The organism is Embleya sp. NPDC050154 (assembly GCF_044460165.1).
Taxonomy (GTDB): Bacteria; Actinomycetota; Actinomycetes; order Streptomycetales; family Streptomycetaceae; genus Embleya.
In genome coordinates, this window is record NZ_JBITJP010000003.1 from 625,450 (window position 1) to 649,016 (window position 23,567).

The following is a 23,567-nucleotide window of genomic DNA, read 5'->3' on the forward strand; positions in this document are numbered from 1 at the left end:
ATTCCCAACCACACCCCGTAAGGGTTATAGTCTCGCTTGACCAGTTACCGCCATCACGGGGGCAACACGTGCGGATCCCCATCACCGACTACGCCGTCGGCGCGGCGATCGCGACCGACCTGATCAACACCTCACCCACCGTGCGGCCCACCACCGGCGACGCCCTCCCCGACCCGGGCGCCCTGGCGGACTTCCTGGCCGAGCACGACCTTCGGCCGGCCGCTGTCGCCGACGGGCGAACACCGACCCCCGCGGATCTCCACGCGGTGGGCCTGCTGCGCCGCGAGGTGCGGGTGATCGTGGAGACCGAGACCGAGGAGCACGCCGTCGCGGGTGCGACCGTGCTCGTCGCCCGCGCCGGGCGCGCCCCGACGCTGGTGCGCGACGGCGACCGCCGGTGGCAGTGGTGCGTCCCGACCGCGCCCGACGCCGACCTCGCCGACGAGTTGGCCGCGTTGATCGGCGTCGGGCTGCTCGGCGTCGTCCGGGTGCTCGGCCACGACCGCTTCCGGGCCTGCGCCACCGCGCACTGCCGGGGTGTGTTCGTGGACACCAGCCGGGCCGGGCGCCGCCGCTACTGCATGCCCGACCGATGCGGCAATCGGGTCAATGTCGCCAACCACCGCGCGCGCCGCAGGGAAGAGAGCGTGAACCGATGAGCCACACCCCCCTCGTGGGCGCCCTCCGACTCCCGGACGGCACCTCGATCCGCGGTCGCGGCCTGCGCCACCCACTGCCCGAAGGACCGCCGCCGGAATTCGGCCTCTACCTCGGCTCCGACCGCCTGCGCCGTCGACACGAGGACGCGCTGCCGTGGCCGCGGACGTGGCTCGACTGGCCCGACTTCCGCCTGCCCCGCGACCGGGACGCGGCCGTGCGGCAGATCCGTGCCCTGCACGAACGGGCCCGTACGGGCGCCTCGGTCGAGGTCGCCTGCGGAGGCGGCGTCGGCCGAACCGGCACCGTCATCGCCTGCCTCGCCATCCTGTCCGGCGTCGACCCCGCCGAAGCCGTGGACTGGACCCGTCGGCACCACCACCCGCGCGCCGTCGAGACACCCTGGCAACGCCGCTGGGCAACCCGATTTCCCACCTCGTGACCGCACCCGCGATCGTTCCTCGCGCGGGCGACGCGCACGACGCGCAGTCCGAGCACGGGTGGGACGCGAACTCCGTGTGCCGGCACGAAAATCGGATCCGTGCGCACTACACGACCGGTTCGCCGAGGTCGGCCGAGCCGCCCGAATCGGCCAACTGCTTCAACGTGCGCTCGACCGACGCGCGCCCCGCGGGCAACAACGGCAGTCGCACGTCCGCGGTGGGAATCCGGCCCTGCGCGTGCAACACGCCCTTGATCACGGTGGGATTGGGCTCGGCGAAGGCGGCGGCGGACAACCGTGCGAGCGCGTGACCCAGGTCCCGCGCGCGGGCGAGGTCGCCGTCGCGCCACGCGGCGCACAGCTCCACGAATCGGTGGGTGGCCAGGTGCGCCGACGCGAGGATGCCGCCGGACGCGCCCAACGCCAGCAGCGGTGACAGGAACAGGTCGTCGCCGGCCAGGATCGCGCAGTCCGGCGGAAGGTCGCCGAGCAGGTCCACCGCGTCCTGATCGATGCCGCCCGGCGCGAACTTGACGCCGGCGACGCCCGGAAGCCGCCCCAACGCGCGCAGGTCGGCCGCGTCCAGCGACTGCCCGGTGCGATACGGAATGTGGTAGACGATCAGCGGTACGGGGCTGTTGTCGGCCAGATGGGTGAAGTGCGCGATCACGCCGGCCGGCGAGGGACGGGTGAAGTACGGGACGGGCACCAGCGCGGCGGCGGCCGTCGGCCACCGGGCGAGGTCCGCGAGAGCCGCCGCCGTGGCCCGGGTGTCGTTGCCGCCGGCGCCGATGGTCAGTACCGCGTCGTGTTCCGCGCAGACCCGGGCGCACACGTCGACGACCGCGACCCGCTCGTCGGCGTCGAGCGTGGCGGCCTCGGCGGTCGTGCCCAGGGCGACGATCCCCTCGGCGCCCGCCGCCAGCACGGCATGGGCGAGCTCTTCGAGCGCGTCCCGCGCGACGGCTCCGTCGGCGGCGAACGGTGTGACGAGCGGTACGTGGACCCCGTGTCGGGGCGGGTGCTGGGTCATGCCTTCGAGGGTGACCCGCGCGGATCCTTCAGGTCCAGTTCACATTCGTGAACGTGAGCGTAAGCTGTACTGATGCTCGACGTCCGCCGTATGCGCCTGCTGCGCGAACTGTCCCTGCGCGGCACGATCGCCGCGGTCGCCGAGGCGCTCGCCTTCACCCCGTCCGCGGTCTCCCAGCAACTCGGCGTCCTCGAACGCGAGGCCGGGGTCCCGCTCCTGGAGCGCACGGGACGCCGGGTCACCCTCACCCCGGCCGGACACAACCTGGTCCGCCATACGGAGGCCGTCCTCGCGCACCTGGAACAGGCCTCGGCCGACCTGGCGAGCACCCGCCGCGGCCTGGCGGGGCCCCTGCGGATCGGCACTTTCCCCAGCGCGACCCGGACCATCGTCCTCGGCGCGCTGACCTGCCTCGGCCGACGGCATCCGGGTCTGGAACCGATGGTGCTGGAGATCGACCCGGCCGAGGTCGCCGGCGCGCTGCGGGCGGGCGACCTGGACGTGGCGCTGATCCACGAATACGACTTCGTACCGCCGGTGGACGAGGTCGGCCTGGCCGGCCTGCCGTTGTACAGCGAGCCGATGTACCTGGCCTCGACGTCACCCGCACCGGACCGGACGGCCGACGCGTCGATGCTCGGCTTTTGGCGTAACTCGCCCTGGATCACCTCGACTTCAGGCACGTTGTGCCAGGCGATGACCATCCGCGCCTGTCAGGCCGCCGGCTTCACCCCACACGTGCGACACCAGGTGGACGACTTCGCCACGGTGTTGGCCCTGGTCGCGGCGGATCAGGGCGTCGCCGTCGTGCCGCACCTGGGCATCGTGGATCCGCCCCCCGAGGTGACCCTGACCAGGCTGCCGATCCACCGCCGCACCACGATCGCCTTTCGCGGCGGCGCCGCCGAACACCCCGCGGTGCTCGCGGCGGCCGACGCGCTGCGCACGTGCGTTCCGGCGGAACCGGCCCCCGCACAGACCGCCCCGCCGGCGCACTCGCCCGCCCCACCGCAGGGGTGAGATCCCCTGGGCCCGGGCTTCGCGGGCGATGCCCCCGGCGCGTGGGTCCGGGTGGGTCCGGGTGGGTCCGGACGGACGATCATGGCCGCCGCCCCGCGTGTCGCGGTCGGGGTCGCGGCGTTGCGCGGGCGACGCTGTCGGCGACGAGCGGTCTCGGCCGGACGATCGCCGCGAGGAGGGTGGGCCACATGCTGGTGCTCGGATACGCGCAGGTCGAGGCCCTGCTCGAGCCGGACGCGTTGATCGACGCGCTCGCCGCGGCGATGGCGGACCTCAGCGCGGGCCGTGCCTCGGCGCCGGACCGGATCGCCGCCGTGGTTCCCGAACGGGACGCCTTCCTGGCGGCCATGCCGGGACACGTTCCGTCGTCCGGGGCGCTGATGAGCAAACTGGTCACGCTCTTCCCGCGCAACGCCGGAACGCCCCTGCCGACCCACCAGGCACTGATCGTGGTGTTCGACCCGAAGACCGGTGAACCCACGGCGTTGCTGGACGGCACCGCCATCACGGCGGTGCGCACCGGTGCCTGTTCGGCGCTGTCGGCGCGGCTGTTGGCGCGCGAGGACGCGACGGTGCTGGCGATCCTGGGCACCGGGGTCCAGGCCCGCTCGCACGCCCGTGCGATGTGCCGGGTCCGGCCGATCCGGCAGATCCGGGTGGCCGGGCGCGATCGGGCCAGGGCGGCGGCGCTGGCCGACGAGTTGTCCGCCGAATTGCCCGCCGAGGTACACGCGGCGGCCGACTACGCCGAGGCGGTCGACGGCGCGGACATCGTCGCGGCGGCAACGAACGCCGTGGAACCCGTGGTCCGGCGCGCGTGGTTGGCGCCCGGGACACACGTCACGTCGGTGGGCTTCAACCCGGCCGGCCGTGAACTCGACGATGCCACCGTTGCCGATGCGCTCGTGTGCGTCGAATCGCGGCAAGCAGTGTTGGCGCCGTTCCCGGCGGGCAGCAACGACCTGCTGATGCCGATCCGCGACGGCGTGATCACCGCCGAACACGTATACGCCGAACTGGGCGAAGTGGTCGCCGGCAGCCGCCCGGGCCGCACCTCGCCGGAGCAGCTCACGCTGTACAAATCGGTCGGCGTGGCCGTACAGGACGCCGCCGCCGCGGCTCTGGTCGTCACCGCCGCCCGCGAGCAGTCGATCGGCCGGGAGATCTCGCTGCGGTAGCGCCGCCGCCGTACGGCGCGATGCGCGTACGCCCGCCCGTGCCCGTGCCCGTGCGGCGGGGTGGCCGGCTCCGACGCACCCGTATGCCGTACGGCCCCGTCCGCGACGCCGGCGTGCCCGGGCCGGTGGGCGGTATGGCACGCTCCATCGGAGCAGGCGCGCCCTTCGCCGGCCTGTCGGCGATCGCGCACGACCGAGACCGATTTGTGGGGCACCGATGAGCGACGGCACGCGGGTCATACGTTGGGGAATCCTGGCCACCGGCGGCATCGCCGCCGAATTCACCGAGGCGTTGCGCGGCCTGCCGGACACCGAGGTGGTCGCGGTCGGTTCACGCCACATCGAGTCCGCGAAGGCGTTCGCCGAGCGCCACGACATCGCGCGGGCCCACGGCAGTTGGGCCGAGTTGGCCGCGGACGACGAGGTGGACGTCGTCTACGTGGCCACGCCACACTCCGCGCACCGCGCGGCGGCCGGCCTGTGTCTGGAGGCGGGCCGCGCCGTGCTGTGCGAGAAGGCGTTCACGCTCGACTCCCGCCAGGCCCGCGAACTGGTGGATCTGGCCCGCGACCGCGGATTGTTCCTGATGGAGGCGATGTGGACGTACTGCCACCCGCTGATCCGCCGGCTGCGCGAGGTGATCGCCGACGGCGTGATCGGCGAGGTGCGGGGCGTCTCGGCGGCGTTCGGGTTCGCCGGGGACTTGCCGCCGGAGCACCGGCTGCGCGACCCGGCGCAGGGTGGCGGCGCGCTGCTCGACCTCGGCGTCTACCCGGTGTCCTTCGCCCAGTTGTTGCTGGGTGAGCCGGACGCGATCCGGGCCTGGGCGCATCTGACCCCCGAGGGCGTGGACGACAACACGGGCATCGTCCTCGGCTGGGACGGCGGTGCCGTGGCCACGCTCGGGTGCACGTTCACCGCCGATAACGACGCGCCCGCGACGATCACCGGCACCAGGGGCCGGATCGAGTTCGCCGACGGCTTCTTCTATCCGGACCGCTTCGTCATCCACCGCCCGGGCCACGAACCGCAATCGGTCCTGCTCGCCGACGTCACCGACGACCCCGAACGCGGCACGATGCGGCACGAGGCCGCCGAGGTGATGCGGTGCCTGCGCGCCGGTGAGACCGAATCCCCGCTCGTACCCCTGGACGGCACCCTCGCGGTCATGCGCACACTGGACGCCGTGCGCGAACGCATCGGTGTCACCTACCCGGGAGTGGCCTGACCGGTGTGCTTCGCCCGGTGTTCGTGCCGTGTTCAGGCGTCGGTCGTCGGTGGGCCGGAACCTTCGATGGGAGGGCGTGTGCGCTGCCCGACCCACTGAGACAAAGGACTGGCTACCTTGCGAACGCATTGGGAACGGCGGCGGGCACGCCCTGCGCGCCGGCACGCTGCCCTGCGCCACATAGGCGGCGCACACCCACCGACCCGCGGCGGGACGGGCGCTCGCCCGTCCCGCCATCCGCTCGCTCGGTGCGCCCTACCGGGCGAGGTCCTCGGTGAGGGTGTGCTTGACCAGGGCGTTCGCGTGGCCGTGTCCGATGCCGTACTCGGCCTTGAGCCAGGTGACCAGTTCCATGTGCTTGGTCAGCGGCGAGGACCGGATCAGGGCCTGCCAGTCCGCGATCGTGCGGCCGTACTTCTTCTCGATCGACGGAAAGTAGCTTGCGGGGCCGTTCGGGGTCTCGCTCATTTTCCCGGTGTCCTCTCGGCGCATGCGGCGGATGGTGTTGTCACGGGTATCGACCGCCGTGCACCCGCGAACTCATCGGCCTCGGAAAGAGATCCGGGTCACACGTCCTGTCGCCCGTTCGTGCCGGCGGGCTCGGCGCCGGGGGCGAGGCGGGGAACCGGGTGGTGATGTCCAGGCCGCCGGTCGGGCGGGCGGTCGTGGTGATCTCGCCCCGGTGGGCGATGACGATCGCGCGGACGATGGACAGGCCCAGTCCCGCCCCGCCGTCGGCGCGGGTGCGCACCCCCTCGCCGCGTACGAACGGCTCCAGCAGCCCGTCCGCGTCCTCGGCGGCGACGAGCGCGCCGGAGTTGTCGACGCGCAGGAACGCGCGGGCGTCCTCGGTGCCCGTGGTCACCGCGATGTGCCCGCCGGGCCGGTTGTAGCGGACGGCGTTGTCGAGCAGGTTGCCGACCAAACGCTCGATCAGGATCGGATCGCCGCCGAGCGCGGCGGGCCGCAGGTCGGAACGCAGTTCGATGCCCCGGGCGGCGGCCTCGTCCGCGGCACCCGCCACCAGGCCCGTCGCGACCTCCGCGAGGTCCACCGCACGGTGCGTGTCGGGGAGTATCCGGCCGCGGGCCAGGGCCAGGAGGCCGTCCAGGGTCCGCCGGCTGTGTTCGATCGCGGTCCTGACGTCCTCGGCCATGGTCAGCAGTTCGTCCCGGTCCGGCTCGCCGTCCAGCGTCACCTCGATCGCGGTGCGCATGGTGGTCAGCGGGGTGCGCAGTTCGTGCGCGGCGTTCGCGGTGAACATGCGTTGGCCGGCCAGCGCCCGGTCGCGTTCGGCGATGCCGGCCTGGATGCGGTCCAGCATGCCGTTGACGGTATCGGCCAGTTCCGCGAGTTCGTCTGCCGGTGTGCTCACCGGCATGCGCTCCGAGAGGTTCTCCGCCGACAACCGGCGGGCGGTGGCCGAGATCGCGCGGATCGGCCGCAATACCCGCCCCGCCACCAGCCACCCCAGCACGGCGGCGAGCACGACCACCAGGATGAGTGCGATCGCGGCCTGGGTCAGCAGTTCGGACAGCGTCGTGGCGCGGACCCGATCCGCGAGCGCCTCCGGCCTCGGCAGGCCCGTCGGCGGAGGCCCGGGGGCGCCGGGCGACTCGGTCCTGATGTCGATCACGATCCGATGGCGCATGCTCCGCCGCACCAGCGCGTAGGTCAGCGCGGTCAATGCCACTCCCGCGGCCAACACGAGCGCGGTGTACAGGATCGCCAACCGGCCGCGCGCGCTCAATCGCACGGCCACGGTCCGCCGATCCGATACCCGGCGCCGGTCGCGGTCTCGATCAGCGGCGGATCGCCCAGCTTGCGGCGCAGCGTGCCCACGGTGATCCGGATCGCGTTGGTGAAGGGATCGGCGTGCTCGTCCCACACCTTCTCCAGTAGCGTCTCCGCGCTGACCAGGTCCCCACCCGCCGCGAGCAGTTGGGCCAGGACACCGAACTCCTTCGGCGTCAGCGACAGCAGCCGGCCGGCCCGCTCGACGGTGCGCCGGGCCGGGTCCAGCGTCACGTCCGCGGCGCGCAGGATCGGCGGTCGGGCCGGCGCGCTGCGGCGTGCCAGGGCGTGCACCCGGGCGATCAGCTCGGAGAACGCGAACGGCTTGCCCAGGTAGTCGTCGGCACCGAGGGTGAGCCCGTCGACGCGGTCCTCGACCGCGCCGGAGGCGGTCAGCATCAGGATGCGCGACGTGCCCCGTTCGGCCATCCGTCGGCACACCGTGTCGCCGTGCACCACCGGCAGGTCCCGATCCAGCACCACCACGTCGTAGGGCGTGGACTCGCCCCTGTCCAAGGCGCTTTGGCCGTCACCGGCGACATCGACGGCGAATCCGTGTTTGCGCAATCCGGCGGCGATGTAGCCGGCCAGCGGTTGTTCGTCCTCAACCAGCAGCACTCGCATGCGCGCAGCATGCCGGCCGGCACATATGGATCCCGTATGGCCGGACGATCGGCCGCCCATCGGCCCGCGCCGCTAGACAACGGTCATGGCCCACGACACCCCCTCGACCTCCGCTCGATCGACGGTACGACCGTCCCGACGCTCGATCATCGGCCTGCTCGCGGCGGTTCCGCTCGCCGGCGCGGGCATCCTCGTGGCGTCCGAGGACGCCGACGCCAATGCCGACGCGCGAACCGCGGCGGCCGAGGGCACGGCGCGAGGCGACACCCGGGCCGATCGGGACACCCGATCCCCCGGCCCGATCCCCGCGGGACTCCGGCCGGGGGGCGAACTCGACAGGTTCGTGGCGAACCTGGCGGCCAGGGACGAGTTCTCCGGCACCCTGCTGATCACCCGACGCGGCCGGACCGTGCTGTCCCGGGCCTACGGCATGGCCGACCGGCGACGCGACGTACCGATCACACCGGACACCCTCTTCGCGCTCGCGTCGGTGACCAAGCTGTTCACCGCCGTCGCGGTCGCCCAACTCGTGCAACGGGGCCGACTCTCCTACGCGTCGACCGTGGGCACCTACCTCGACGGCCTGCCCGCCGAGATCGCCGACCACGTGACGCTGCATCACCTGCTCACCCACACCTCGGGCCTGGGCAACCATCAGCAGGCGCCGGGATTCGAGGAGGCCGCGGCCACGTGGACCACGGCCGACCAAGTCATGGACGGCACGCTCGACTTCATCCGCAGGATGCCGCTGTCCTTCGCGCCCGGCGCCGCGAACCTGTACAGCAACTCCGGGTATCACCTGCTCGGAACCATCGTGGCCCGCGTCTGTGGCCGGTCCTGGTTCGACTACGCCCGCGAACGGATCTTCCGCCCGGCGGGCATGGCCGACACCGACTTCGTCACCGCGCCCCGTTGGCGCCGCGACCCGGGCATCGCCCACCCGTACGTCAAGCAGCCCTCGGGAGAGCGCGTCGACGACGTCGCGGGACGGGTGTTCATCGGTACACCGGCCGGGGACGCGTTCTCCACCGCCTCGGACATGGACCGCTTCGCCCGAGCCCTACTCCGCGACAAACTGCTCGCCCCGCCGTTCACCCGAACCCTCCTCGGCGGCAAACTCCCCTTGGGGCTGCCCACTTCCGGCCCACCGCCGAAGGACCCGTCGCCCACGGGCCCGTCCCCCACCGGTCCGGCCGACCCGCCTCCCGGCGGAGGCGACCCCCGCCCACAGGCCATGTTCCAGTGCTACGGGCCGATCGGCGCGGTGCTCGCCGACCGGTGGACGTTCGGCCACGGCAGCGGCGCCCCGGGTGAGTCGACCGGCATCGAGATGTTCCCGCACGGCGAATGGGTGATCGTCGTGCTCAGCAACTACGACCAGGACACGGTGCGTCCCGTCGTCGGCATGGCCCGCCGTCTCGTCGCCGTCGCCGGATAGGGCTTGTCTTCGATCTCCCGCCCCGGCCGACGTACCGGCGATCCGGGGTCGACTTCGCCTCGAGTACATACGGTGGCGAGTTGCTCACACCTGCCTTGGCTCGTGCCGGGCGACGACTCCGATCACTCACTGAGCGGCGACGCGCGCGGCGCCCCGAGCGGGCCGGCCGGCGCCGGGCCCGTCCGGGGCATCCGGATGGATCAGGCGCCACCCATGCCGATGCCGTTGTCGGAGTCGAGAGCGTGGGTCGCCGCGGCCGCGACGGCGGCGGTGAGGCCGGGCTGATCCGGTGCCGGAAGGAGCGCGTCCGGCGGCGTGCCCTCGACCAGCGCGTGCACCGCGGCCACCCGTGCGCGCGCGGTGATCGGCCGCCGGGTCGTGGTGGCCGCGGTGAGCAGCCCGGGCAGCGCGTGTAGCGGGCGGGGACCGGTGGTGGCCGCCGCGAAGCGTGGTGGCGCCTCGGGCCGGGCGCGCAGGATCGGGACCTGCTCCGGCGGTGTGGCCAACCCGGTGAGGTCGACGATCAGATCGGCCTCGGCGGCGATCGCGCGCAGGTTCCCGCCACCGGGGCCGAAGGGGTCGAACAGGGTCAGGTCGGCGATCCCGGAGGCGATCAACAGCCCGGCCAGATCCCCGCCGCGCGCCGGGTCCACCAGGACCACCCGGCCGCTCGACGGCCGCACACCCCGATTGCTCAGGGCGTTGATCGTCGCGGCGGCGATCGCGACGGCGAGGCCGTCGTTGAGGGTGTCCAGCAGGAGCAGCGGCGGGGTGGCGCCCAGGATCGCGCGGGTGGTGAGCACGTGCTCCGGGCGGGTGTGCACCAGCACGGCTGCCGCGAAGCCGGGGGCGAGCAGCCGTACCGCCTGCGCGATGTCCTCGACGTGCGGCGTCGCGATGGGCAACGGGAAGACGTCGAGCCCGGTGGCCCGGCGCAGGTGTACCGCCTGGGATTCGAGGGCCGGCAGCGCGGCGTCGGCGGGCAGCGCGTCGAAGTCCAGGACGGCGCTGGCATCGCTGATCAGCGCGACGCGGTGCCGGCGCCCGGTGTAGTCGTCGGTGTGTTCGGGGTGTGCCGCCAGGTGCGAGACGACGCGGCGATCCGCGTCGGCGTCGAGCAGGGCGATGTCGTGGCCGGTGGTGGTGGCCGCGCACACGCGCAGCGTCAGTTTGCCGGTGGAGGCGGCGACGAAGACGGGATCCTGGGTGAGCAGCAGGTCCGTGCCCAGGCGTCGGGTCAGGGTCCGGGTGAGCCAGGCCAGCGTCCGGGGACCGTCGGCGTCGAGGGTGATCCGACAGGTGCCCATGGCGTCCGGTTCGTCGATCCGACTCGTCACCGTGCCGGGGGCTTCGGCCAGTACGCCCGCGACCGCGGCGGCGGCACCGGGCGGCACGTGGATCCGCACGCTGAAGGCCGGGTTGGTGGCGGGATGCCTGGGTCCGGACATGTCGCGGTTCACCACGGCAACGCCCGCGATCGCGGGCCGGTCGGCACGCGCGCCGTTCGGGGCGGCGTGTGCCCGGTGGTGTCGGATGTGTCCCGCCGGTCGTTCATGGCGCGGATTCCCCTCCGACTTCCCGCGGATCGAGCAGGTGCTTACGTTAACAAGTCGCGCGCTGAGGCCCAGCGTAGTGCGGCCTGCCCGGGGCAGGTCGCGGGGCGGGTCGCAAGGGGCCGCGGGGACGGCTCGGAGGCCGGGCTCCGGATCGGCTCCCGATGGGTCGGGGCTCCCGGTGGGTCAGGTCCTCGTACAGCGACCGCCGAGGAAGGTGTGGCCCGGGTCGACGCCTTGCGCTCGCGGTTCGCGGAAGGGGTCGACGAAGAAGTGCACCGAACCCGCGCAGTGGTAGGTCGCGGAGGGGGTGGCGACCGTGTCGTCGCCCGCAGCCCGGGCCCGGTCGCACGCGTAGGCCACCACGATGTCCGGCCCGTCGGTCACCGTGCCGGCGCAGACGATCGGGATCGCACCGGGAGCGGCGTCGGCCACACCCGGGCCGAGTACGGCGGCGCTGCCGACCAGCAGCCCGGCGACCGTGGTGATGCGGGCCAGGAAGGTCATGTCGCGTCCTTGTCGAGAGGCGTGTCGCCGATCGGGCGCGCACTCCGCCGCCGCGGCGGGTGCCTGCCGTACACGCGGCGACCGGCGGGAAACCTCTTCAGTATCGGAGCGCGCTTTCGTCCGGATCGCCCCGACACGGCCTTGTCACCCGTCCGAGGCGGGCGACGGTGGCGCCTCGGGCCCGCTTCGGGTTGCCGGAAACACATCGGACTGCTCGTCGCGGGCGCCGCCGCAACCCTGCTGCCGCTCGCCGGCGCTACCTCGGCGAGCGCCGCGGGCGAGTTCCACATCCGAGTGGTGTACTACACGCAGGCCCAGTGCCACGCGGCGGGCCAGGCGGGCTATGAACTGTGGGGCCCGAGCTTCTTCTGCGCCGACGGCCCGCAAGGGCTGATCTACCTGTACACGCACTGATTCGTACCGGCGGATTCGTACCCGGTGTGAGGTCGGCTACTTGTCCCGGGGAAGCGTGTTCAGGAAGGTCTTGACCGTGTCGATGGGGATCGCGAAGCCGATGCCGACGCTGCCCGCCTCGGTGCCGGTGCCCGTGTCGGGAGTGGCGCTGTAGATGGCCGAGTCGATGCCGATGACCCGGCCGGAGAGGTCGACCAGCGGTCCACCGGAGCTGCCCGAGGTGATCGCGACGTCGGTCTGGATCGCCGGGTAGGTCAGTGTGTCGGTCCCGCCGGTCGCGACGGGCGAGGTACTCGAACCGCTCCCGTCCTCGGACGAGCCGACCGCGCTGTCCCCCGACACGGTGACCCGGCGGTCGAGTGCACTGATCACTCCGGAGGTGACGGTCCCGGTCAGGCCCAGGGGTGAGCCGAAGGCGACCACCTCGTCCCCGACCCGTGCGGAGCCCGAGTCGCCGAGGGTCGCCGGGGTGAGACCGGAGACGCCGGTGACCCGCACCACGGCCAGGTCGTGCGCGCTGTCGGCGGCCACCACACCCGCGGGGGCGGTCCGGCCGTCGGCGAACGCGACCGTGACGGTTCCCGCGTTCGCCCCGGCCAGGACGTGGTTGTTGGTCAGGATCCGGCCATCGGTGTCCAGGACCAGGCCCGAGCCGGTGACCGAGCCGCGACGTGTGGTCACCCGCAGCTCCACCACACTCGGCTGGACCGCGGCGGCCACCGCGGACACCGGCGCCGCCGCGTCGGTGTCGGCCGCGGTCCGCGCCGGCACGCCGATGGCCACCGGTGACCCGCCGTCGGACCCACCGAAGCGGTGTACGGCGGTCGCCCCGGCGAGCCCTCCGAGCAATCCGGCCGCCACCGCCGCGGCGACCAGGGCGACCGAGGCCCGGCGGACCCGCCGACCGGACGGCCGGTGCCGGCCGGCTTCCGGCGGCGGTACCCGGGGCAGCGGCGGGATCGTCGGCACCGCGTGCTCGTCCCCCGACGGGACCGGGCCGGAGCGAGTCGACATGGGTTCGGGAGTCCTTGCCTCTTCTGTCGTCATGCTCACGACTGTCGGACGTGTGCATGAAGAAAGACTGAGAGCAGCCTCGGAATCGGCACAGAACCGTTCGCGGATCCGACCCGCCCACCCGCCCGAGGCTTGGACCCGGCCGCGGGCCGCCTCGGGTCAGCTGCCGCCGTACCGCGCCCGCAACAGGTCGACGACGTCGATGTCGTCGAACAGACCGGAGCGACCGGCCACGCTCCACGTGGTGTTGCCGAACACCTCCAGCATCATCAGGCAGCCGGAGAAGTCGTCCACGCTCAGTTGCTCCGGGATCAGCAGGTCGCGGGATTCGGCGGCCACGACGAGCAACTCCTCGACCCATTCGAGTCCGCCCGCGAATTCCTTCAACTCGCGCCAGGACATCAGGAATCCGACCTGAGAGGCCAACACGAGCTCGTTCGCCCGGCCGGATCTCGACTCCCACGGCATGGTCCCGATGCCGATGCATTCCAGCACGCTCCACTGCCAGTCGTTGTCCGGGACGACCTCGACCAGTTCCGCCAGGCGGATGTGGAAGCCGGGTCCCCAGAGCGGGAATTCGGTCTCGTTCATCGCGTGTGCACTCGCTCCCGTGACGTGGTGGGCCCGTACCGCCGGGTCGTGTCGGTCGGTGTTCGAGGGTGGGATCAAAGGTGCGGACGGGCCGACGCGTGCGCCCGACGAGGTGGCGCGGACGGCCGGCGCGGGCGCGGGTTCGCTCATCCGTCGCCTCGCACGCCGCGCCCGCCGCGCGCGCCGGCGTGCGGATCCTCGGCGAGCGCCGATTCCGGGGCCGCATGGCGTGGCTCGCGGGTGCCGTTCCCCGGCGCGAACCCCCCGTCCAGGTGTCGCGCGAGCCGTTCGCCCTCCAGGTCGATGTGCGGCAGGTACCGGTGCAGGAGGCCGGGCAGCCACCAGGCCCGGTGGTCGAGGATCGCCATCACGGCCGGGACCAGCGTCATCCGCACCACGAAGGCGTCGAACAGGACACCGATCGCCAGCGCGAAGCCCATGCCCTTGACCACCGCGTTCTCGGACAGCACGAAGGATCCGAACACCGAGACCATGATCAGCGCGGCGGCGGCGACCACCTTCGCACTGTGCGCGTAGCCCACCCGCAGGGCCTCCCGCGCGGGCCGGCCGCGGGTGTACTCCTCCCGCATCCGCGAGACCAGGAACACCTCGTAGTCCATCGCCAGGCCGAACAGGATGCCGATCACCAGGATCGGCAGGAAGCTCACGATCGGGCCGGTCCCGTCGAGACCGACCAGGCCGGACAGCCAACCCCATTGGAAGACCGCGACGACCGCGCCCAGCGCGCCGACCACCGACAGCAGGAACCCCAGGGCCGCCTTCACCGGCACCACGATCGAGCGGAAGACCACGGTCAGCAGCAGGATCGCCAACCCCATCACCACCAGGCAGTACACCGGCAGCGCGGACGCGAGTTTGGCGGCCACGTCCAGGTCGACCGCCGTGCTGCCGGTGACGTCGATCCGGGTCCCGGTGAGCGCGGCGATCGGGTCCCGCGCCCGGCGGATGTCGTCGAGGAGATCCTGGGTGTGCGCGGAATCGGGCCCGGCCGCCGGGATCACCTCGATCATCACGGTGTCGCCGGTCGCGTTCGGCACCGGCGCCGCGACCGAGGCCGTGTGCGGCAGTGCGGTCACCCGCCCGGCGATCTGCTCGGCGGCGGGCCCGACGTTCATCGTCGAGCCCTGCACGACCACGATCAGCGCCCCGGTGTAGCCGGGGCCGAAGCCCGCGTCGATCAGGTCCTGCGCCCGCACGGCGGTGCTGTCGCCGCGGTCCTTGGGCAGGCCCAGGCGCAGGTCCAGGGCGGGCAGCGCGCACAGGGCCAGGCCCGCGACGCCCAGGGGCAGGACCACCCACCGCCGGCGCGTCACCGCGTGCGCCCAGCGCAGGCCGGCCGACGCCGGCGCGCCGGGCCGCCTGCCCGACCGCCCCTTCCACTGCCCGCCCGACCGCCCACCCGGCCGCCCACCCGGCCGCCCGCCATCGGCTCGATCCGCCGACCGGCGCAGCACCGGGATCGAACTCGCGGCCACCCGCGTGCCCAGCACGCCCAGCAGCGCCGGCAGCAGGGTCAGCGCGACCAGGACGGACACCACCACGGTGCCGGCAGCGCCCACCCCCATCACGGTCAGGAACGGGATGCGCACCACCGCGAGCGCGGCCAACGCGATCACCACGGTGGCGCCGGCGAAGACCACGGCGGTCCCGGCGCTGCCCACCGCGCGTCCCGCCGACTCCTCCGGCGCCATGCCGCCCCGCACCTGATCGCGGTGTCGGGAGACGATGAACAGCGCGTAGTCGACGCCGACCGCCAGGCCCAACATCATCGCCAACGTCAGCGAACTGCTGTCCATGGTCACGAACCGACTGCCGGCGAGCACGAGCAGGACGCCGACCGTCACCCCGATCAGCGCGGTGACCAGCGGGATGACCGCGGCGCGCAACGAACGGAAGACGAACACCAGCACGCAGAGCGTCACGAACAGGCCGGCGATCTCGCCGACGCCGAACGGGGCGGGTTGCTCGACGAACACATCCCCGCCCAGTTCCACCGTCAGGCCCGACGCCCGGGCTCGCTCGGCGATGTCCTCGATCGCGTCGCGTGTGCCCGCCGGGACGTCCTCGGCCGGTTCCTCGGTGAAGGTCAGGGTGGTGATCGCGGTGCTGCGGTCGGCCGAGACGGCGCCCGCGTCGTACGGGTCCTCGGCCGAGGCCACCCCGCGTACGGCCGCGGCCGCGCCGGTGGCGGCCAGTACCGTCCGCCGCGCCGGGTCGGCGGTGATCGTGCTCCCCTCCGCCGCGCGGAAGACGATCCGTCCCTCCGCTCCGTCTGCGGTGGGGAATCGGGCCTCCAACACGTCGAGGGAGCGTTGCGACTCGGTGCCCGGAATGTTGTTCTGCGACGCGAAGGGCCGCATCAGGGTGATCGCGGCGGCGGCGGCGAGCAGCAGGATCGCCAGCCACCCGGCGATGACGAGGCGGCGGCGCCGATAGGCGAAGCGGCCCAGGCGATACAACAACGTGGACATCACGAACTCCCGGACGGTGCGCTGCTTGTAGCGGGGCGGATCGGCCTTGGCCACGCTAGGAGCCGACTCGGCCCGACCACCGCGATCCGGCCCGCAGACGGGGCCATTCACACGCAACTCCCATAGAACGGAACCCAGTTCGTAGGCCACGCTGGAGAGGTGCGGGCCGCCGCGCCGGCGCCTGCGGAGGTCGGGGCCCGGGTACGGTGCCGACGGGGGCGCGGCGCACCGTAGTGTTCGCGGCGATCACGCCCACCGACCCCAACCCACCCGCCGCACCCGGCGGAGCGCGTCGCGAGGAAGGCACCGATGAGCATCCCGGATCCGCAGGCCGGCCCACCCGCGACCCACGACCGGGGCCGCCTCCTGGTCGTCGACGACGAACCGGCGATCGTGGACACCGTCGCCCGGTTCCTGCGCTTCGTCGGCTACGACGTGCGCACCGCCGCCACCGGCCTTCAGGCGCTCACCGTCGCCCGGGACTTTCTGCCCGAGTTGATCCTGCTCGACGTCATGCTCCCCGACGGCGACGGCTTCGAGGTGCTGCGCCGACTGCGCTCGGACGAACTCCAGGTCGCGGTGGTCTTCCTTACCGCGCGCGACACCCGCAAGGACGTGGTCCGCGGCCTGACCGCCGGTGGCGACGACTACATCACCAAGCCGTTCGGCCTGGACGAGGTCACCGCGCGCGTGGAGGCGGTGCTGCGCCGCACCCGGCGCGCGGCACCCGGTGGCGACGTCCTGCGCGTCGCCGACCTCGAACTCGACGCCGCCGCTCACCAGGTGCGCCGCGCCGGACGCCCCATCGACCTCTCGCCGACCGAATTCCGGCTGCTGCGCTACCTGATGCTGCATCCCGACCACGTGTTGACCCGGGCCCGCCTGCTGGAGCACGTGTGGTCCTACGACTTCAACGGCGACGACACGGTGGTGGCCACCTACATCAGCTATCTGCGCCGCAAGATCGACGACGGCCAGGGCACACCGCTGATCCACACCCGTCGCGGGGTCGGGTACTGCCTGCGCACACCGCCGTGCTGAGCCTGCGGCCCAGGATGCGCCGGCAACCGCTGCGCCGGCGCCTGGTGATCGTGCTCGTCCTGGTGTGCACCGTGGTGCTCAACACCTGCGCGGCGGTGACCGTGGGCGTGCTGCGGGACTCGCTCTTCGACCGTCTCGACAACCAACTCGACACCACCGTCGCCGCGTTGCGCGCCCTGGACCAGCGTGAACGCAACAACCAGCGGTTGGGCCTGGATCCGGGCATCTGGCTGAAGTACCCGGGCGGCCTGCGCGTGGCCCTCGCCGCCCCCGGCCGCCGCCCGCCGCAGGGCCCGGGGCCGAGGCTGACCGGCGTCCTGCCGCCCACCGGCAGCACGGTCACCGCGCCCTCGGCCGAGCCCGGGTCCGGTGAGAAATTCCGGGTTCGCGTCCAGGACCTGACCGACGGGCGCACCGCACTGGTCGCGCTGAGCACCAACGATGCCGAACGGGCCGCCGACCACGCGCTGTACGTGGTGCTGATCACCGTCGGCATCGCCCTGCCGACCCTGGGCCTGCTCGGCGCGCTGTTCGTCCGGCGCGAACTACGGCCGCTGGAACAGGCCGCCCAGGTCGCCGACTCGATCGCGGCGGGCGACTACGGGCGGCGGGTACGCAATCCGCTGATCGGCCCGCGCACCGAGGTCGGCCGACTGGCCATCGCCATCGATCGTATGCTCGACCAGATCCAGGCCGCGTTCACCGCCCGGGACACCTCCGAGGAACGCCTGCGCCGCTTCGTCGCCGACGCCTCCCACGAACTGCGCACCCCGCTCCAGTCGATCGGCGGATACACCGAGTTGTACCAGCGCGGCGCGCTTCCGGACCGGGCCTCGGTCGACGACGCGGTGTCCCGGATGCGGGCCGAGATACGGCGCATGAACGGCCTCGTGGAGGCCCTGTTGCTGCTCGCCCGCCTGGACGAGGAACAGGACACCGACCTCGAACCCGTGGACCTGGCCCGGGTCGTGGCCGACTCCTGCCGCGACGCGGCCGCGGTCGAACCCGCCCGGCCGCTGACCCATGCCGCCACCGCGTCCACGGCGGAGGTATTGGTCCTGGGCGACGAGGACCGCCTGCGGCAGTTGGTGGCCAACCTGCTCGGCAACATCCGCATGCACACCCCGCCGGACGCCCCGGCCGCGGTCGAATTGCGCCGTACGGGCGATCACGTGGAACTGACCGTGCGCGACGCCGGCCCGGGCATACCGGCCGCCGATCTCCCACACGTCTTCGACCGCTTCCACCGCGCGGACAAGAGCCGCAGCCGCGCCCAGGGCGGCAGCGGCCTGGGCCTGTCCATCGTGGCGGCCATCGTCGACATGCACCACGGCAGCATCCACATCGGCCCCGCCGCCGATCGGGGCACCGTGGTCAGGGTCCGCCTCCCCGCCCTCGGCGACACCCGTTCGCCTCCCGCGTCGGCATGACCGACGTCGGCGTCGCTCACGGGCCGGTCCTCTTCCCGAGCGTCGATCGAGTGGCCGTGGCGGGCACGCCGCGGGTCGTTCCGTAGGGCAGTACCGCGTGTACCGCCCAGCCGCCGTCGGGGCCGGGGCCGATGTCGAGCCGGCCGCCGAGCATCGCGACACGCTCGCGCATGCCGATCAGGCCGTGGCCCATTCCGTCGCCCGGCGCCTGCGCGCCCCGCCCGTCGTCGCTGATGCGCACCTCCAGCGCGTCCCCGCGGTACCCGACCAGGACCTCGGCGCCGGCCGTCGGACCGGCGTGCTTGCGGGTGTTGGTCAACGCCTCCTGGATGATCCGGTACGCGGTGAGCGCGACGGTCCGGGACGGGTCGATCGGCTCGCCCTCCACGACCACCCGCACGGACAGGCCCGCGCGGCCGACCTGGTCGACGAGATCGTCCAGGTGGCGCAGGCTCGGCTGCGGGACCAGGCCCTCGGTCTCGTTCTGCGCGCGCAGCACCCCCAGCAGTCGGCGCATCTCCACCAGCGCCTCGCGTCCGGTCTTCGCGATCGTTTCCAGGGCCTCGCGGGCCTTGTCGGGGGAGGTGGCGATGGCCCGGCTCGCACCGTCCGCCTGCACCACGATCACCGAAACGTTGTGCGCCACCACGTCATGCAACTCCCTTGCGATCCGCGAGCGTTCGGCCGCAGCGGCGATCAGCGCCTGCTGGTCCCGCTCGAACTCCAGCCGGGTCGCTCGCTCTTCGAGTTCGGCGTAATAGGCGCGGCGGGTCCGCATCGAGTCGCCGAGCACCCAGGCGATGCCGAGCGTGATCGCGATGAAGGTATACACGAACGCGCCTTCGCGCACGTCCGGATTCACGCTCGTGCCCCAGCGCGCGAAGTAGAGCCCGGGCACCGCGAACACGCAGACCAGAGCGAGCCGCACTCGGCGCGGCGAGCCGATCTTCGCCGCCGTGTACAGCACCATCGGCACCGCGATGCTCGTCATCATGATCTCCGAGCTCACCACGAGCTGGCCCGCGCTGCCCAGCATCACCAGCCCGAACGCGGTCCGGGGCCGCACTCGGCGCAGCGTCGCGCCCAGCCCGTGGAGCACGATGAGAACCCACAGCCCGTACCGGACCCGGCCGGCCGGTGTGGTGTCGTCGTCGTGGACCTGAGCGGCACTCAGCAACAACACCGGCAGCATGATCATCGCGTCCACGACCAACGGGTGCCCGCGCAGCCAGGCGTAGATTCTTTGCACACCGGGACGCTACGGGCGGGGGCCCGCGCGGGCGTCATCCGGTGCGCCGAGCGGGCCCGTCGTCCCCAGGTCTCACCCTCGCGGGCGGTGCCTCCTTCCCGCGCCCCCGGCGGATCCGGCCGAAGGCTGACGACACGGCACCACCGGCCACTCGGTGGCACCGCTCGCCCCGGGGCGAGCCGGTCTTCGAACGCGCGTCGAGCCGCTCGCGAATCCGACGGGATGTCAGTCGAGTACGGCGGTGGCCTCCACCTCGACCAGCAGGTCGGGTTCGCCCAGGGCCGCGACGCCGAGCAGAGTGATCGGCTTGACCGGGTCGACGCCGAGTCTCGCGGCCGCCCGGATCACTCCCTCGCCCAGGAGCGGCATCTTGTCGGGGGTCCAGTCGACCACGTACACGGTCGGCTTCGCCACGTCGTCGAAGGATCCGCCGACACCGGCCGACACGGTGGCGCAGGCGGTTCCGGGTACGGCGAGCGTGCCGCCGTACCCGGACACCACGCGGGCGCGCCCTCGATACCGACCGAACAATGCCGAGACGGCCCGCCACCCCGGCAGGTTCGTCTCGGACGCGTTGCGAGCCACCTCCCGACACCTTGCCCGCGACCTCGGCGGGTTCCCACCCGTCGAGTGTCGCTCGCAACGTCTCCGGACGGATCGTCGAGCGCTCCTCCCCCATCCGACCATCGACTCCCGGCGTGACACGGGAATCACGGTCGCCCCCCAGGGCCGCAACGAAGTCGATCACGTTTGCGTGATCACCTCGTCACCACCCGTGAACACGACTTTAGGCCCCGGTCACGGCCGGGGAACAGGCGGCAAACAAGCCGGCCTTGCCGCCCGCGCCAACCGACACAAACCGTCGGTTGCCCGACTCGCGCACCCGGCCCGGTTCCGGGACCGCGGGTCGGTCGCGGCCGGATCGAAACGGCCCCTCGGGCGCCCGCCGGGGTCGGGACGCGCCGGCGCCGACACTCGCCCGGGTTGGCCGAATACCGCTGTACCACCGCATCGTTCGCGGAAGCAGAAGCGCCCGCCACGGCGTCGCCATGCCGCCGGCGCGTCACCGGTCACGGCCATGCGCCACGAATCAGCGCGGGGGAGCCAGGACCGGCGCCAGGACGGTAAGGGCATCGAGGATCCCGCGCGCGTCGGGGGTGTGCTCCGGGTCGACCAGCCACTGGAGCATCAGGCCGTCGCAGATCGCGATGAGCAGCGCCGGAATCGCCTCGGCGCCCGCCGGCGGCTCGACTCCCGAATCCGCGAACGCCCGGTCGGTCATGGCGCGTCCGGCCCGACGGGCGTCGGCGTATCCCGCGGCCAGGCGTTCGCGCAGCGCCGTCGAGCGCATGGCCGGCGCGAACGACTCGACACACGCGACCACCATCGGGCGCAGTTCCTCGAACGAATCGATCAACGCCACGAGCGCCGCGGCCAGTTGCGCACGAGGACCATCGGCGACGGCGGCCGACACCGCGTCCCGCACCCGGCGGGTCCACACCTCGAAGCACTGCCCGACCGCCTCCTCCAGAAGCGCGTCCACGCCGCCGAAGTGGTAGCCGATCGAGCCGAGGCTGGTTCCGGAGGCCTGCGCGATATCGCGTGCGGTGGTGTGCGCGTAGCCCTTCTCCCGCAGACAGCGCACGGCCCCGGCGAGGACTCGCTCCCGATGACTCCTGGACAGGGGCGACTTGGGCATCCCACCATGTTAGACAAGCGTGCAGCACGAATGTTCAGACTTCTCTCGGATCAGGAGCGAGTCGATGACGTCTGCCACCCCGCCGCCGGGTTCCCGGCTGCCGAGCTGGATCCAGACCGCGCTCTACCTCGCCGCCCCCGGCCGTTCGCTCCGGGCGGCTCGGCGTCGCCATGGGCCGGTCTTCCAGGCCAGGTTCCTCGGGTTCCCGCCGCAGACCTACGTCACCACGGCCGAACTGGCCCAGCAGGTCTACGCCGTCGACGCCGGCGGCGGCCGGGCCGGCGAGGTGCGCCGACAATTCCTGGAGGGCATGGTCGGTAGGAACTCGCTGCTCACGCTGGACGGCGACCCCTGGTGGCGGCACCGCAGACTGCTGAGCCCACCCCTGCACGGCAAGGCCATCGCCGACTACGGCGACGAGATCGCCCGAATAGCCGCCGAACACATCGCCGAGTGGCCGCGACACCGGCCGTTCGCGCTGCGCGACCGCATGCAGGAGATCACCCTGGAGGTGATCCTGCGGCTGGTGTTCGGGATCCGCGACAACGATCGTCTGGCCCGGCTGCGCACCGCCATCCCCGAACTGATCGAGGTAGGCGGCTCGCCGGTCATGCTGATGTTGCCGCCACGGGTTCGGGCCTGGACCCAGAGCCCACCGGCGACCCGGCTCGGCTTCCTGCCCACGACCCGATTCCAGCGCGCCCGCGACGCGGTGGACGCGATGTTGTTCGACGAGATCGCGCATCGCCGTACCGAACCGGTCCCCGGCGCCACCGACGTGTTGTCCCGGCTGTTGCAGGCTCGCGACGAGCAGGGCCGGCCGATGAGCGACCAGGAACTGCGCGACGAACTGATCACCATGCTCGAAGCCGGCCACGAGACCACCGCCACCGCCCTGGCGTGGACCTTCGAGCGCCTCCTGCGCACCCCCGCCGTCCTGGCCGAACTCCGCGAGGAGATCGACGACGGCCGCCACACCACCTACCTGGACGCCGTGGTCAAGGAGGCGCTGCGCTCGCGTCCCGTGGTGTACGAGGCCCCGCGCCTCCTGGACGAGCCACTCCAACTGGGCCGATTCCGGGTGCCCGCGGGCTCGTTCGCGTCGCCGGTGATCACCCTCATCCATCACGACCCCGAAGTGTTCCCGGAACCTTCCCGGTTCCGCCCCGAGCGCTTCCTCGGCCCCGACGCGGCCCGGGCACAACGGGCCTGGATGCCCTTCGGCGGCGGTCGTCGGTACTGCGTCGGCGCGCAACTCGCGGTCCTGGAAATGACGGTGATCATCCGTGAGGTGCTGACCCGCCTGGAGTTGACCGCCCCCGATCCGACCCCGGAACGGCCGCGGGCGCGGCACGTCACGCTCATCCCGGCCAAGCGCACCGTCGTGGTGGCCCGCCCCCGCGACAGCGCCGTTCCTCCCGAGGGCCTGCCGGCCCGACGCGCCGTCACCGTGCGCCGCGAGGTCGCCGCCGCCCCCGCGGTCGTCTGGGCCGCGCTCGCCGACATCACCCGCATGGGCGAGTGGAGCCCCGAATGCACCGGCGGCAGTTGGCTCGGCGCCCGCCGTGAGCCCGTCGTCGGCGCCCGCTTCCTCGGCACCAACCGCAAGGGTCTGCTGCGCTGGACCACGCGGTGCACCATCACCGACGCCCGCCCCGGCCGCGCCATCGCATGGGACACCCGGCTCGGCATCCCGCTCGCCCATTGGTCGTTCGTGCTCTCCCCGACCCCCACCGGCACCCTCGTCGAACAGACCTGGCGGGACCGCCGGGTGGGCCCGCTCGGCACGCTGATGACAGGCCTCTCCGAAGCGGCGCTGCGCACCGGCCCGCGCGCCGACCACAACGAACAGTCGATGCGCGCGACGCTGTCCGCGCTCGAACGGCACCTGAAGACGCAGTAGCCCCCGTCCCCGGCGTCGACCGGGAACGGGGGCTGCGTCGCGACATCGAGGGAAAGCCTCGTGCCGCGGGTTACTTCACCGGCTCCGGTGCTCCCGCACCGGGTCCCGCGTCACTTCACCGGTTCCGGTGCCGGCTCCGCGGCATCCTCGGACTCCCCCCGGGCCGCCGGTGGTTCGGGGAGTTTGACCGATTGCAGGAGCAGTTGTGCGACGTCGACGACCCGGAGGTCTTCCTTGGCGTCGCCGGCCTGCTTCTTGGC

At 72.7% G+C, this 23,567-nt stretch carries 22 protein-coding genes; 10 read left to right on the forward strand and 12 right to left on the reverse strand.

The genetic code is table 11. The annotated features are described in order from the left end of the window. Positions 1 to 68 precede the first annotated feature (68 nt). Positions 69 to 659, forward strand: a complete 591-nt coding sequence (locus tag ACIBSV_RS09395) for a CGNR zinc finger domain-containing protein (protein WP_395860898.1) — start codon at positions 69 to 71, stop codon at positions 657 to 659. Continuing rightward, on the forward strand, positions 656 to 1,099 hold the full coding sequence (locus ACIBSV_RS09400; RefSeq protein ID WP_395860899.1) for a protein-tyrosine phosphatase family protein: 444 nt from the start codon (positions 656 to 658) through the stop codon (positions 1,097 to 1,099). The genes ACIBSV_RS09395 and ACIBSV_RS09400 overlap by 4 nt, the downstream gene beginning before the upstream one ends. 106 nt (positions 1,100 to 1,205) lie before the next feature. Here the strand turns inward: ACIBSV_RS09400 and ACIBSV_RS09405 are convergent, their stop codons facing one another. Continuing rightward, complete coding sequence (locus ACIBSV_RS09405; protein ID WP_395860901.1) at positions 1,206 to 2,132, reverse strand: dihydrodipicolinate synthase family protein; 927 nt, start codon at positions 2,130 to 2,132, stop codon at positions 1,206 to 1,208. A gap of 72 nt (positions 2,133 to 2,204) precedes the next feature. Here ACIBSV_RS09405 and ACIBSV_RS09410 point away from each other — a divergent pair, with 72 nt between their 5' ends. The 3 genes from ACIBSV_RS09410 (at position 2,205) to ACIBSV_RS09420 (ending at position 5,558) form a co-directional block, all read left to right on the forward strand. Beyond that, positions 2,205 to 3,152, forward strand: coding sequence for a LysR family transcriptional regulator (locus tag ACIBSV_RS09410; RefSeq protein WP_395860903.1), 948 nt, complete (start codon positions 2,205 to 2,207; stop codon positions 3,150 to 3,152). A gap of 188 nt (positions 3,153 to 3,340) precedes the next feature. Continuing rightward, positions 3,341 to 4,330 carry an ornithine cyclodeaminase family protein gene (locus tag ACIBSV_RS09415; RefSeq protein WP_395860905.1) on the forward strand — a complete coding sequence of 330 codons (990 nt, stop codon included), beginning with the start codon at positions 3,341 to 3,343 and terminating at the stop codon, positions 4,328 to 4,330. 217 nt (positions 4,331 to 4,547) lie between these two features. Next, positions 4,548 to 5,558 (forward strand): Gfo/Idh/MocA family protein, encoded by a 1,011-nt coding sequence (locus ACIBSV_RS09420; protein ID WP_395860907.1) that lies wholly within the window; start codon positions 4,548 to 4,550, stop codon positions 5,556 to 5,558. Between the two features lie 255 nt (positions 5,559 to 5,813). Here the strand turns inward: ACIBSV_RS09420 and ACIBSV_RS09425 are convergent, their stop codons facing one another. From ACIBSV_RS09425 to ACIBSV_RS09435, 3 genes are read right to left on the reverse strand one after another with little or no spacing between them, the layout of a single operon-like run. Next, complete coding sequence (locus tag ACIBSV_RS09425) at positions 5,814 to 6,026, reverse strand: DUF4287 domain-containing protein (RefSeq protein ID WP_395860909.1); 213 nt, start codon at positions 6,024 to 6,026, stop codon at positions 5,814 to 5,816. Between the two features lie 40 nt (positions 6,027 to 6,066). Further along, positions 6,067 to 7,320: a sensor histidine kinase gene (locus ACIBSV_RS09430; protein ID WP_395860911.1), complete on the reverse strand. Its 1,254-nt coding sequence runs from the start codon at positions 7,318 to 7,320 to the stop codon at positions 6,067 to 6,069. Continuing rightward, the gene (locus ACIBSV_RS09435; protein ID WP_331770445.1) at positions 7,305 to 7,976 is read right to left on the reverse strand and encodes a response regulator transcription factor; all 672 of its coding nucleotides are present in this window, start codon (positions 7,974 to 7,976) and stop codon (positions 7,305 to 7,307) included. Before ACIBSV_RS09435 ends, ACIBSV_RS09430 begins: the two co-directional genes overlap by 16 nt. Positions 7,977 to 8,061: 85 nt before the next feature. On the opposite strand from ACIBSV_RS09435, the gene ACIBSV_RS09440 reads away from it, so the two are divergent. Next, on the forward strand, positions 8,062 to 9,414 hold the full coding sequence (locus ACIBSV_RS09440; protein ID WP_395860914.1) for a serine hydrolase domain-containing protein: 1,353 nt from the start codon (positions 8,062 to 8,064) through the stop codon (positions 9,412 to 9,414). Positions 9,415 to 9,614: 200 nt separating this feature from the next. Here ACIBSV_RS09440 and ACIBSV_RS09445 read toward each other — a convergent pair whose 3' ends face one another. Both ACIBSV_RS09445 and ACIBSV_RS09450 read right to left on the reverse strand, forming a co-directional pair. Further along, positions 9,615 to 10,862 carry a malic enzyme-like protein gene (locus ACIBSV_RS09445; protein WP_395860916.1) on the reverse strand — a complete coding sequence of 416 codons (1,248 nt, stop codon included), beginning with the start codon at positions 10,860 to 10,862 and terminating at the stop codon, positions 9,615 to 9,617. Between the two features lie 291 nt (positions 10,863 to 11,153). Beyond that, a complete protein-coding gene (locus ACIBSV_RS09450; protein WP_395860918.1) occupies positions 11,154 to 11,474 on the reverse strand; it encodes a hypothetical protein in 321 nt (106 codons plus the stop codon). Positions 11,475 to 11,615: 141 nt separating this feature from the next. Here ACIBSV_RS09450 and ACIBSV_RS09455 point away from each other — a divergent pair, with 141 nt between their 5' ends. Then, entirely contained in the window at positions 11,616 to 11,888 is a 273-nt protein-coding gene (locus ACIBSV_RS09455) for a hypothetical protein (protein ID WP_395860920.1), read from the forward strand. Positions 11,889 to 11,924: 36 nt separating this feature from the next. Here ACIBSV_RS09455 and ACIBSV_RS09460 read toward each other — a convergent pair whose 3' ends face one another. The 3 genes from ACIBSV_RS09460 to ACIBSV_RS09470 form a co-directional block, all read right to left on the reverse strand. Continuing rightward, entirely contained in the window at positions 11,925 to 12,902 is a 978-nt protein-coding gene (locus ACIBSV_RS09460; protein ID WP_395860922.1) for a S1C family serine protease, read from the reverse strand. Positions 12,903 to 13,061: 159 nt separating this feature from the next. Then, positions 13,062 to 13,493, reverse strand: a complete 432-nt coding sequence (locus ACIBSV_RS09465; RefSeq protein ID WP_395860923.1) for a hypothetical protein — start codon at positions 13,491 to 13,493, stop codon at positions 13,062 to 13,064. Between the two features lie 146 nt (positions 13,494 to 13,639). Then, on the reverse strand, positions 13,640 to 16,039 hold the full coding sequence (locus tag ACIBSV_RS09470; protein WP_395860925.1) for an MMPL family transporter: 2,400 nt from the start codon (positions 16,037 to 16,039) through the stop codon (positions 13,640 to 13,642). A gap of 255 nt (positions 16,040 to 16,294) precedes the next feature. On the opposite strand from ACIBSV_RS09470, the gene ACIBSV_RS09475 reads away from it, so the two are divergent. Both ACIBSV_RS09475 and ACIBSV_RS09480 read left to right on the forward strand, forming a co-directional pair. Further along, on the forward strand, positions 16,295 to 17,026 hold the full coding sequence (locus tag ACIBSV_RS09475) for a response regulator transcription factor (RefSeq protein WP_395860927.1): 732 nt from the start codon (positions 16,295 to 16,297) through the stop codon (positions 17,024 to 17,026). Continuing rightward, positions 17,020 to 18,456 carry a sensor histidine kinase gene (locus ACIBSV_RS09480; protein ID WP_395860928.1) on the forward strand — a complete coding sequence of 479 codons (1,437 nt, stop codon included), beginning with the start codon at positions 17,020 to 17,022 and terminating at the stop codon, positions 18,454 to 18,456. Before ACIBSV_RS09475 ends, ACIBSV_RS09480 begins: the two co-directional genes overlap by 7 nt. Positions 18,457 to 18,472: 16 nt before the next feature. Here the strand turns inward: ACIBSV_RS09480 and ACIBSV_RS09485 are convergent, their stop codons facing one another. The 3 genes from ACIBSV_RS09485 to ACIBSV_RS09495 all read right to left on the reverse strand — a co-directional run bounded on the left by ACIBSV_RS09485 (position 18,473) and on the right by ACIBSV_RS09495 (position 21,404). Next, on the reverse strand, positions 18,473 to 19,705 hold the full coding sequence (locus tag ACIBSV_RS09485; RefSeq protein WP_395860930.1) for a sensor histidine kinase: 1,233 nt from the start codon (positions 19,703 to 19,705) through the stop codon (positions 18,473 to 18,475). A 225-nt stretch (positions 19,706 to 19,930) separates the two neighbouring features. After that, on the reverse strand, positions 19,931 to 20,290 hold the full coding sequence (locus tag ACIBSV_RS09490) for a RidA family protein (RefSeq protein WP_395860932.1): 360 nt from the start codon (positions 20,288 to 20,290) through the stop codon (positions 19,931 to 19,933). A 505-nt stretch (positions 20,291 to 20,795) separates the two neighbouring features. Next, complete coding sequence (locus ACIBSV_RS09495; protein WP_395860934.1) at positions 20,796 to 21,404, reverse strand: TetR/AcrR family transcriptional regulator; 609 nt, start codon at positions 21,402 to 21,404, stop codon at positions 20,796 to 20,798. Between the two features lie 64 nt (positions 21,405 to 21,468). Between ACIBSV_RS09495 and ACIBSV_RS09500 the strand changes: the two genes are divergently transcribed. Next, positions 21,469 to 23,307 (forward strand): cytochrome P450, encoded by a 1,839-nt coding sequence (locus tag ACIBSV_RS09500; protein ID WP_395860936.1) that lies wholly within the window; start codon positions 21,469 to 21,471, stop codon positions 23,305 to 23,307. Positions 23,308 to 23,567: the final 260 nt, after the last annotated feature.

What these genes read in the sequence shown, in the direction of transcription:
- ACIBSV_RS09400 (WP_395860899.1), top strand. Translation starts at nt 656, where the DNA reads ATGAGCCACACCCCCCTCGTGGGCGCCCTCCGACTCCCGGACGGCACC.
- ACIBSV_RS09405 (WP_395860901.1), bottom strand. Translation starts at nt 2,132, where the DNA reads ATGACCCAGCACCCGCCCCGACACGGGGTCCACGTACCGCTCGTCACA.
- ACIBSV_RS09410 (WP_395860903.1), top strand. Translation starts at nt 2,205, where the DNA reads ATGCTCGACGTCCGCCGTATGCGCCTGCTGCGCGAACTGTCCCTGCGC.
- ACIBSV_RS09415 (WP_395860905.1), top strand. Translation starts at nt 3,341, where the DNA reads ATGCTGGTGCTCGGATACGCGCAGGTCGAGGCCCTGCTCGAGCCGGAC.
- ACIBSV_RS09420 (WP_395860907.1), top strand. Translation starts at nt 4,548, where the DNA reads ATGAGCGACGGCACGCGGGTCATACGTTGGGGAATCCTGGCCACCGGC.
- ACIBSV_RS09425 (WP_395860909.1), bottom strand. Translation starts at nt 6,026, where the DNA reads ATGAGCGAGACCCCGAACGGCCCCGCAAGCTACTTTCCGTCGATCGAG.
- ACIBSV_RS09435 (WP_331770445.1), bottom strand. Translation starts at nt 7,976, where the DNA reads ATGCGAGTGCTGCTGGTTGAGGACGAACAACCGCTGGCCGGCTACATC.
- ACIBSV_RS09440 (WP_395860914.1), top strand. Translation starts at nt 8,062, where the DNA reads ATGGCCCACGACACCCCCTCGACCTCCGCTCGATCGACGGTACGACCG.
- ACIBSV_RS09445 (WP_395860916.1), bottom strand. Translation starts at nt 10,862, where the DNA reads ATGTCCGGACCCAGGCATCCCGCCACCAACCCGGCCTTCAGCGTGCGG.
- ACIBSV_RS09450 (WP_395860918.1), bottom strand. Translation starts at nt 11,474, where the DNA reads ATGACCTTCCTGGCCCGCATCACCACGGTCGCCGGGCTGCTGGTCGGC.
- ACIBSV_RS09460 (WP_395860922.1), bottom strand. Translation starts at nt 12,902, where the DNA reads ATGTCGACTCGCTCCGGCCCGGTCCCGTCGGGGGACGAGCACGCGGTG.
- ACIBSV_RS09465 (WP_395860923.1), bottom strand. Translation starts at nt 13,493, where the DNA reads ATGAACGAGACCGAATTCCCGCTCTGGGGACCCGGCTTCCACATCCGC.
- ACIBSV_RS09475 (WP_395860927.1), top strand. Translation starts at nt 16,295, where the DNA reads ATGAGCATCCCGGATCCGCAGGCCGGCCCACCCGCGACCCACGACCGG.
- ACIBSV_RS09495 (WP_395860934.1), bottom strand. Translation starts at nt 21,404, where the DNA reads ATGCCCAAGTCGCCCCTGTCCAGGAGTCATCGGGAGCGAGTCCTCGCC.
- ACIBSV_RS09500 (WP_395860936.1), top strand. Translation starts at nt 21,469, where the DNA reads ATGACGTCTGCCACCCCGCCGCCGGGTTCCCGGCTGCCGAGCTGGATC.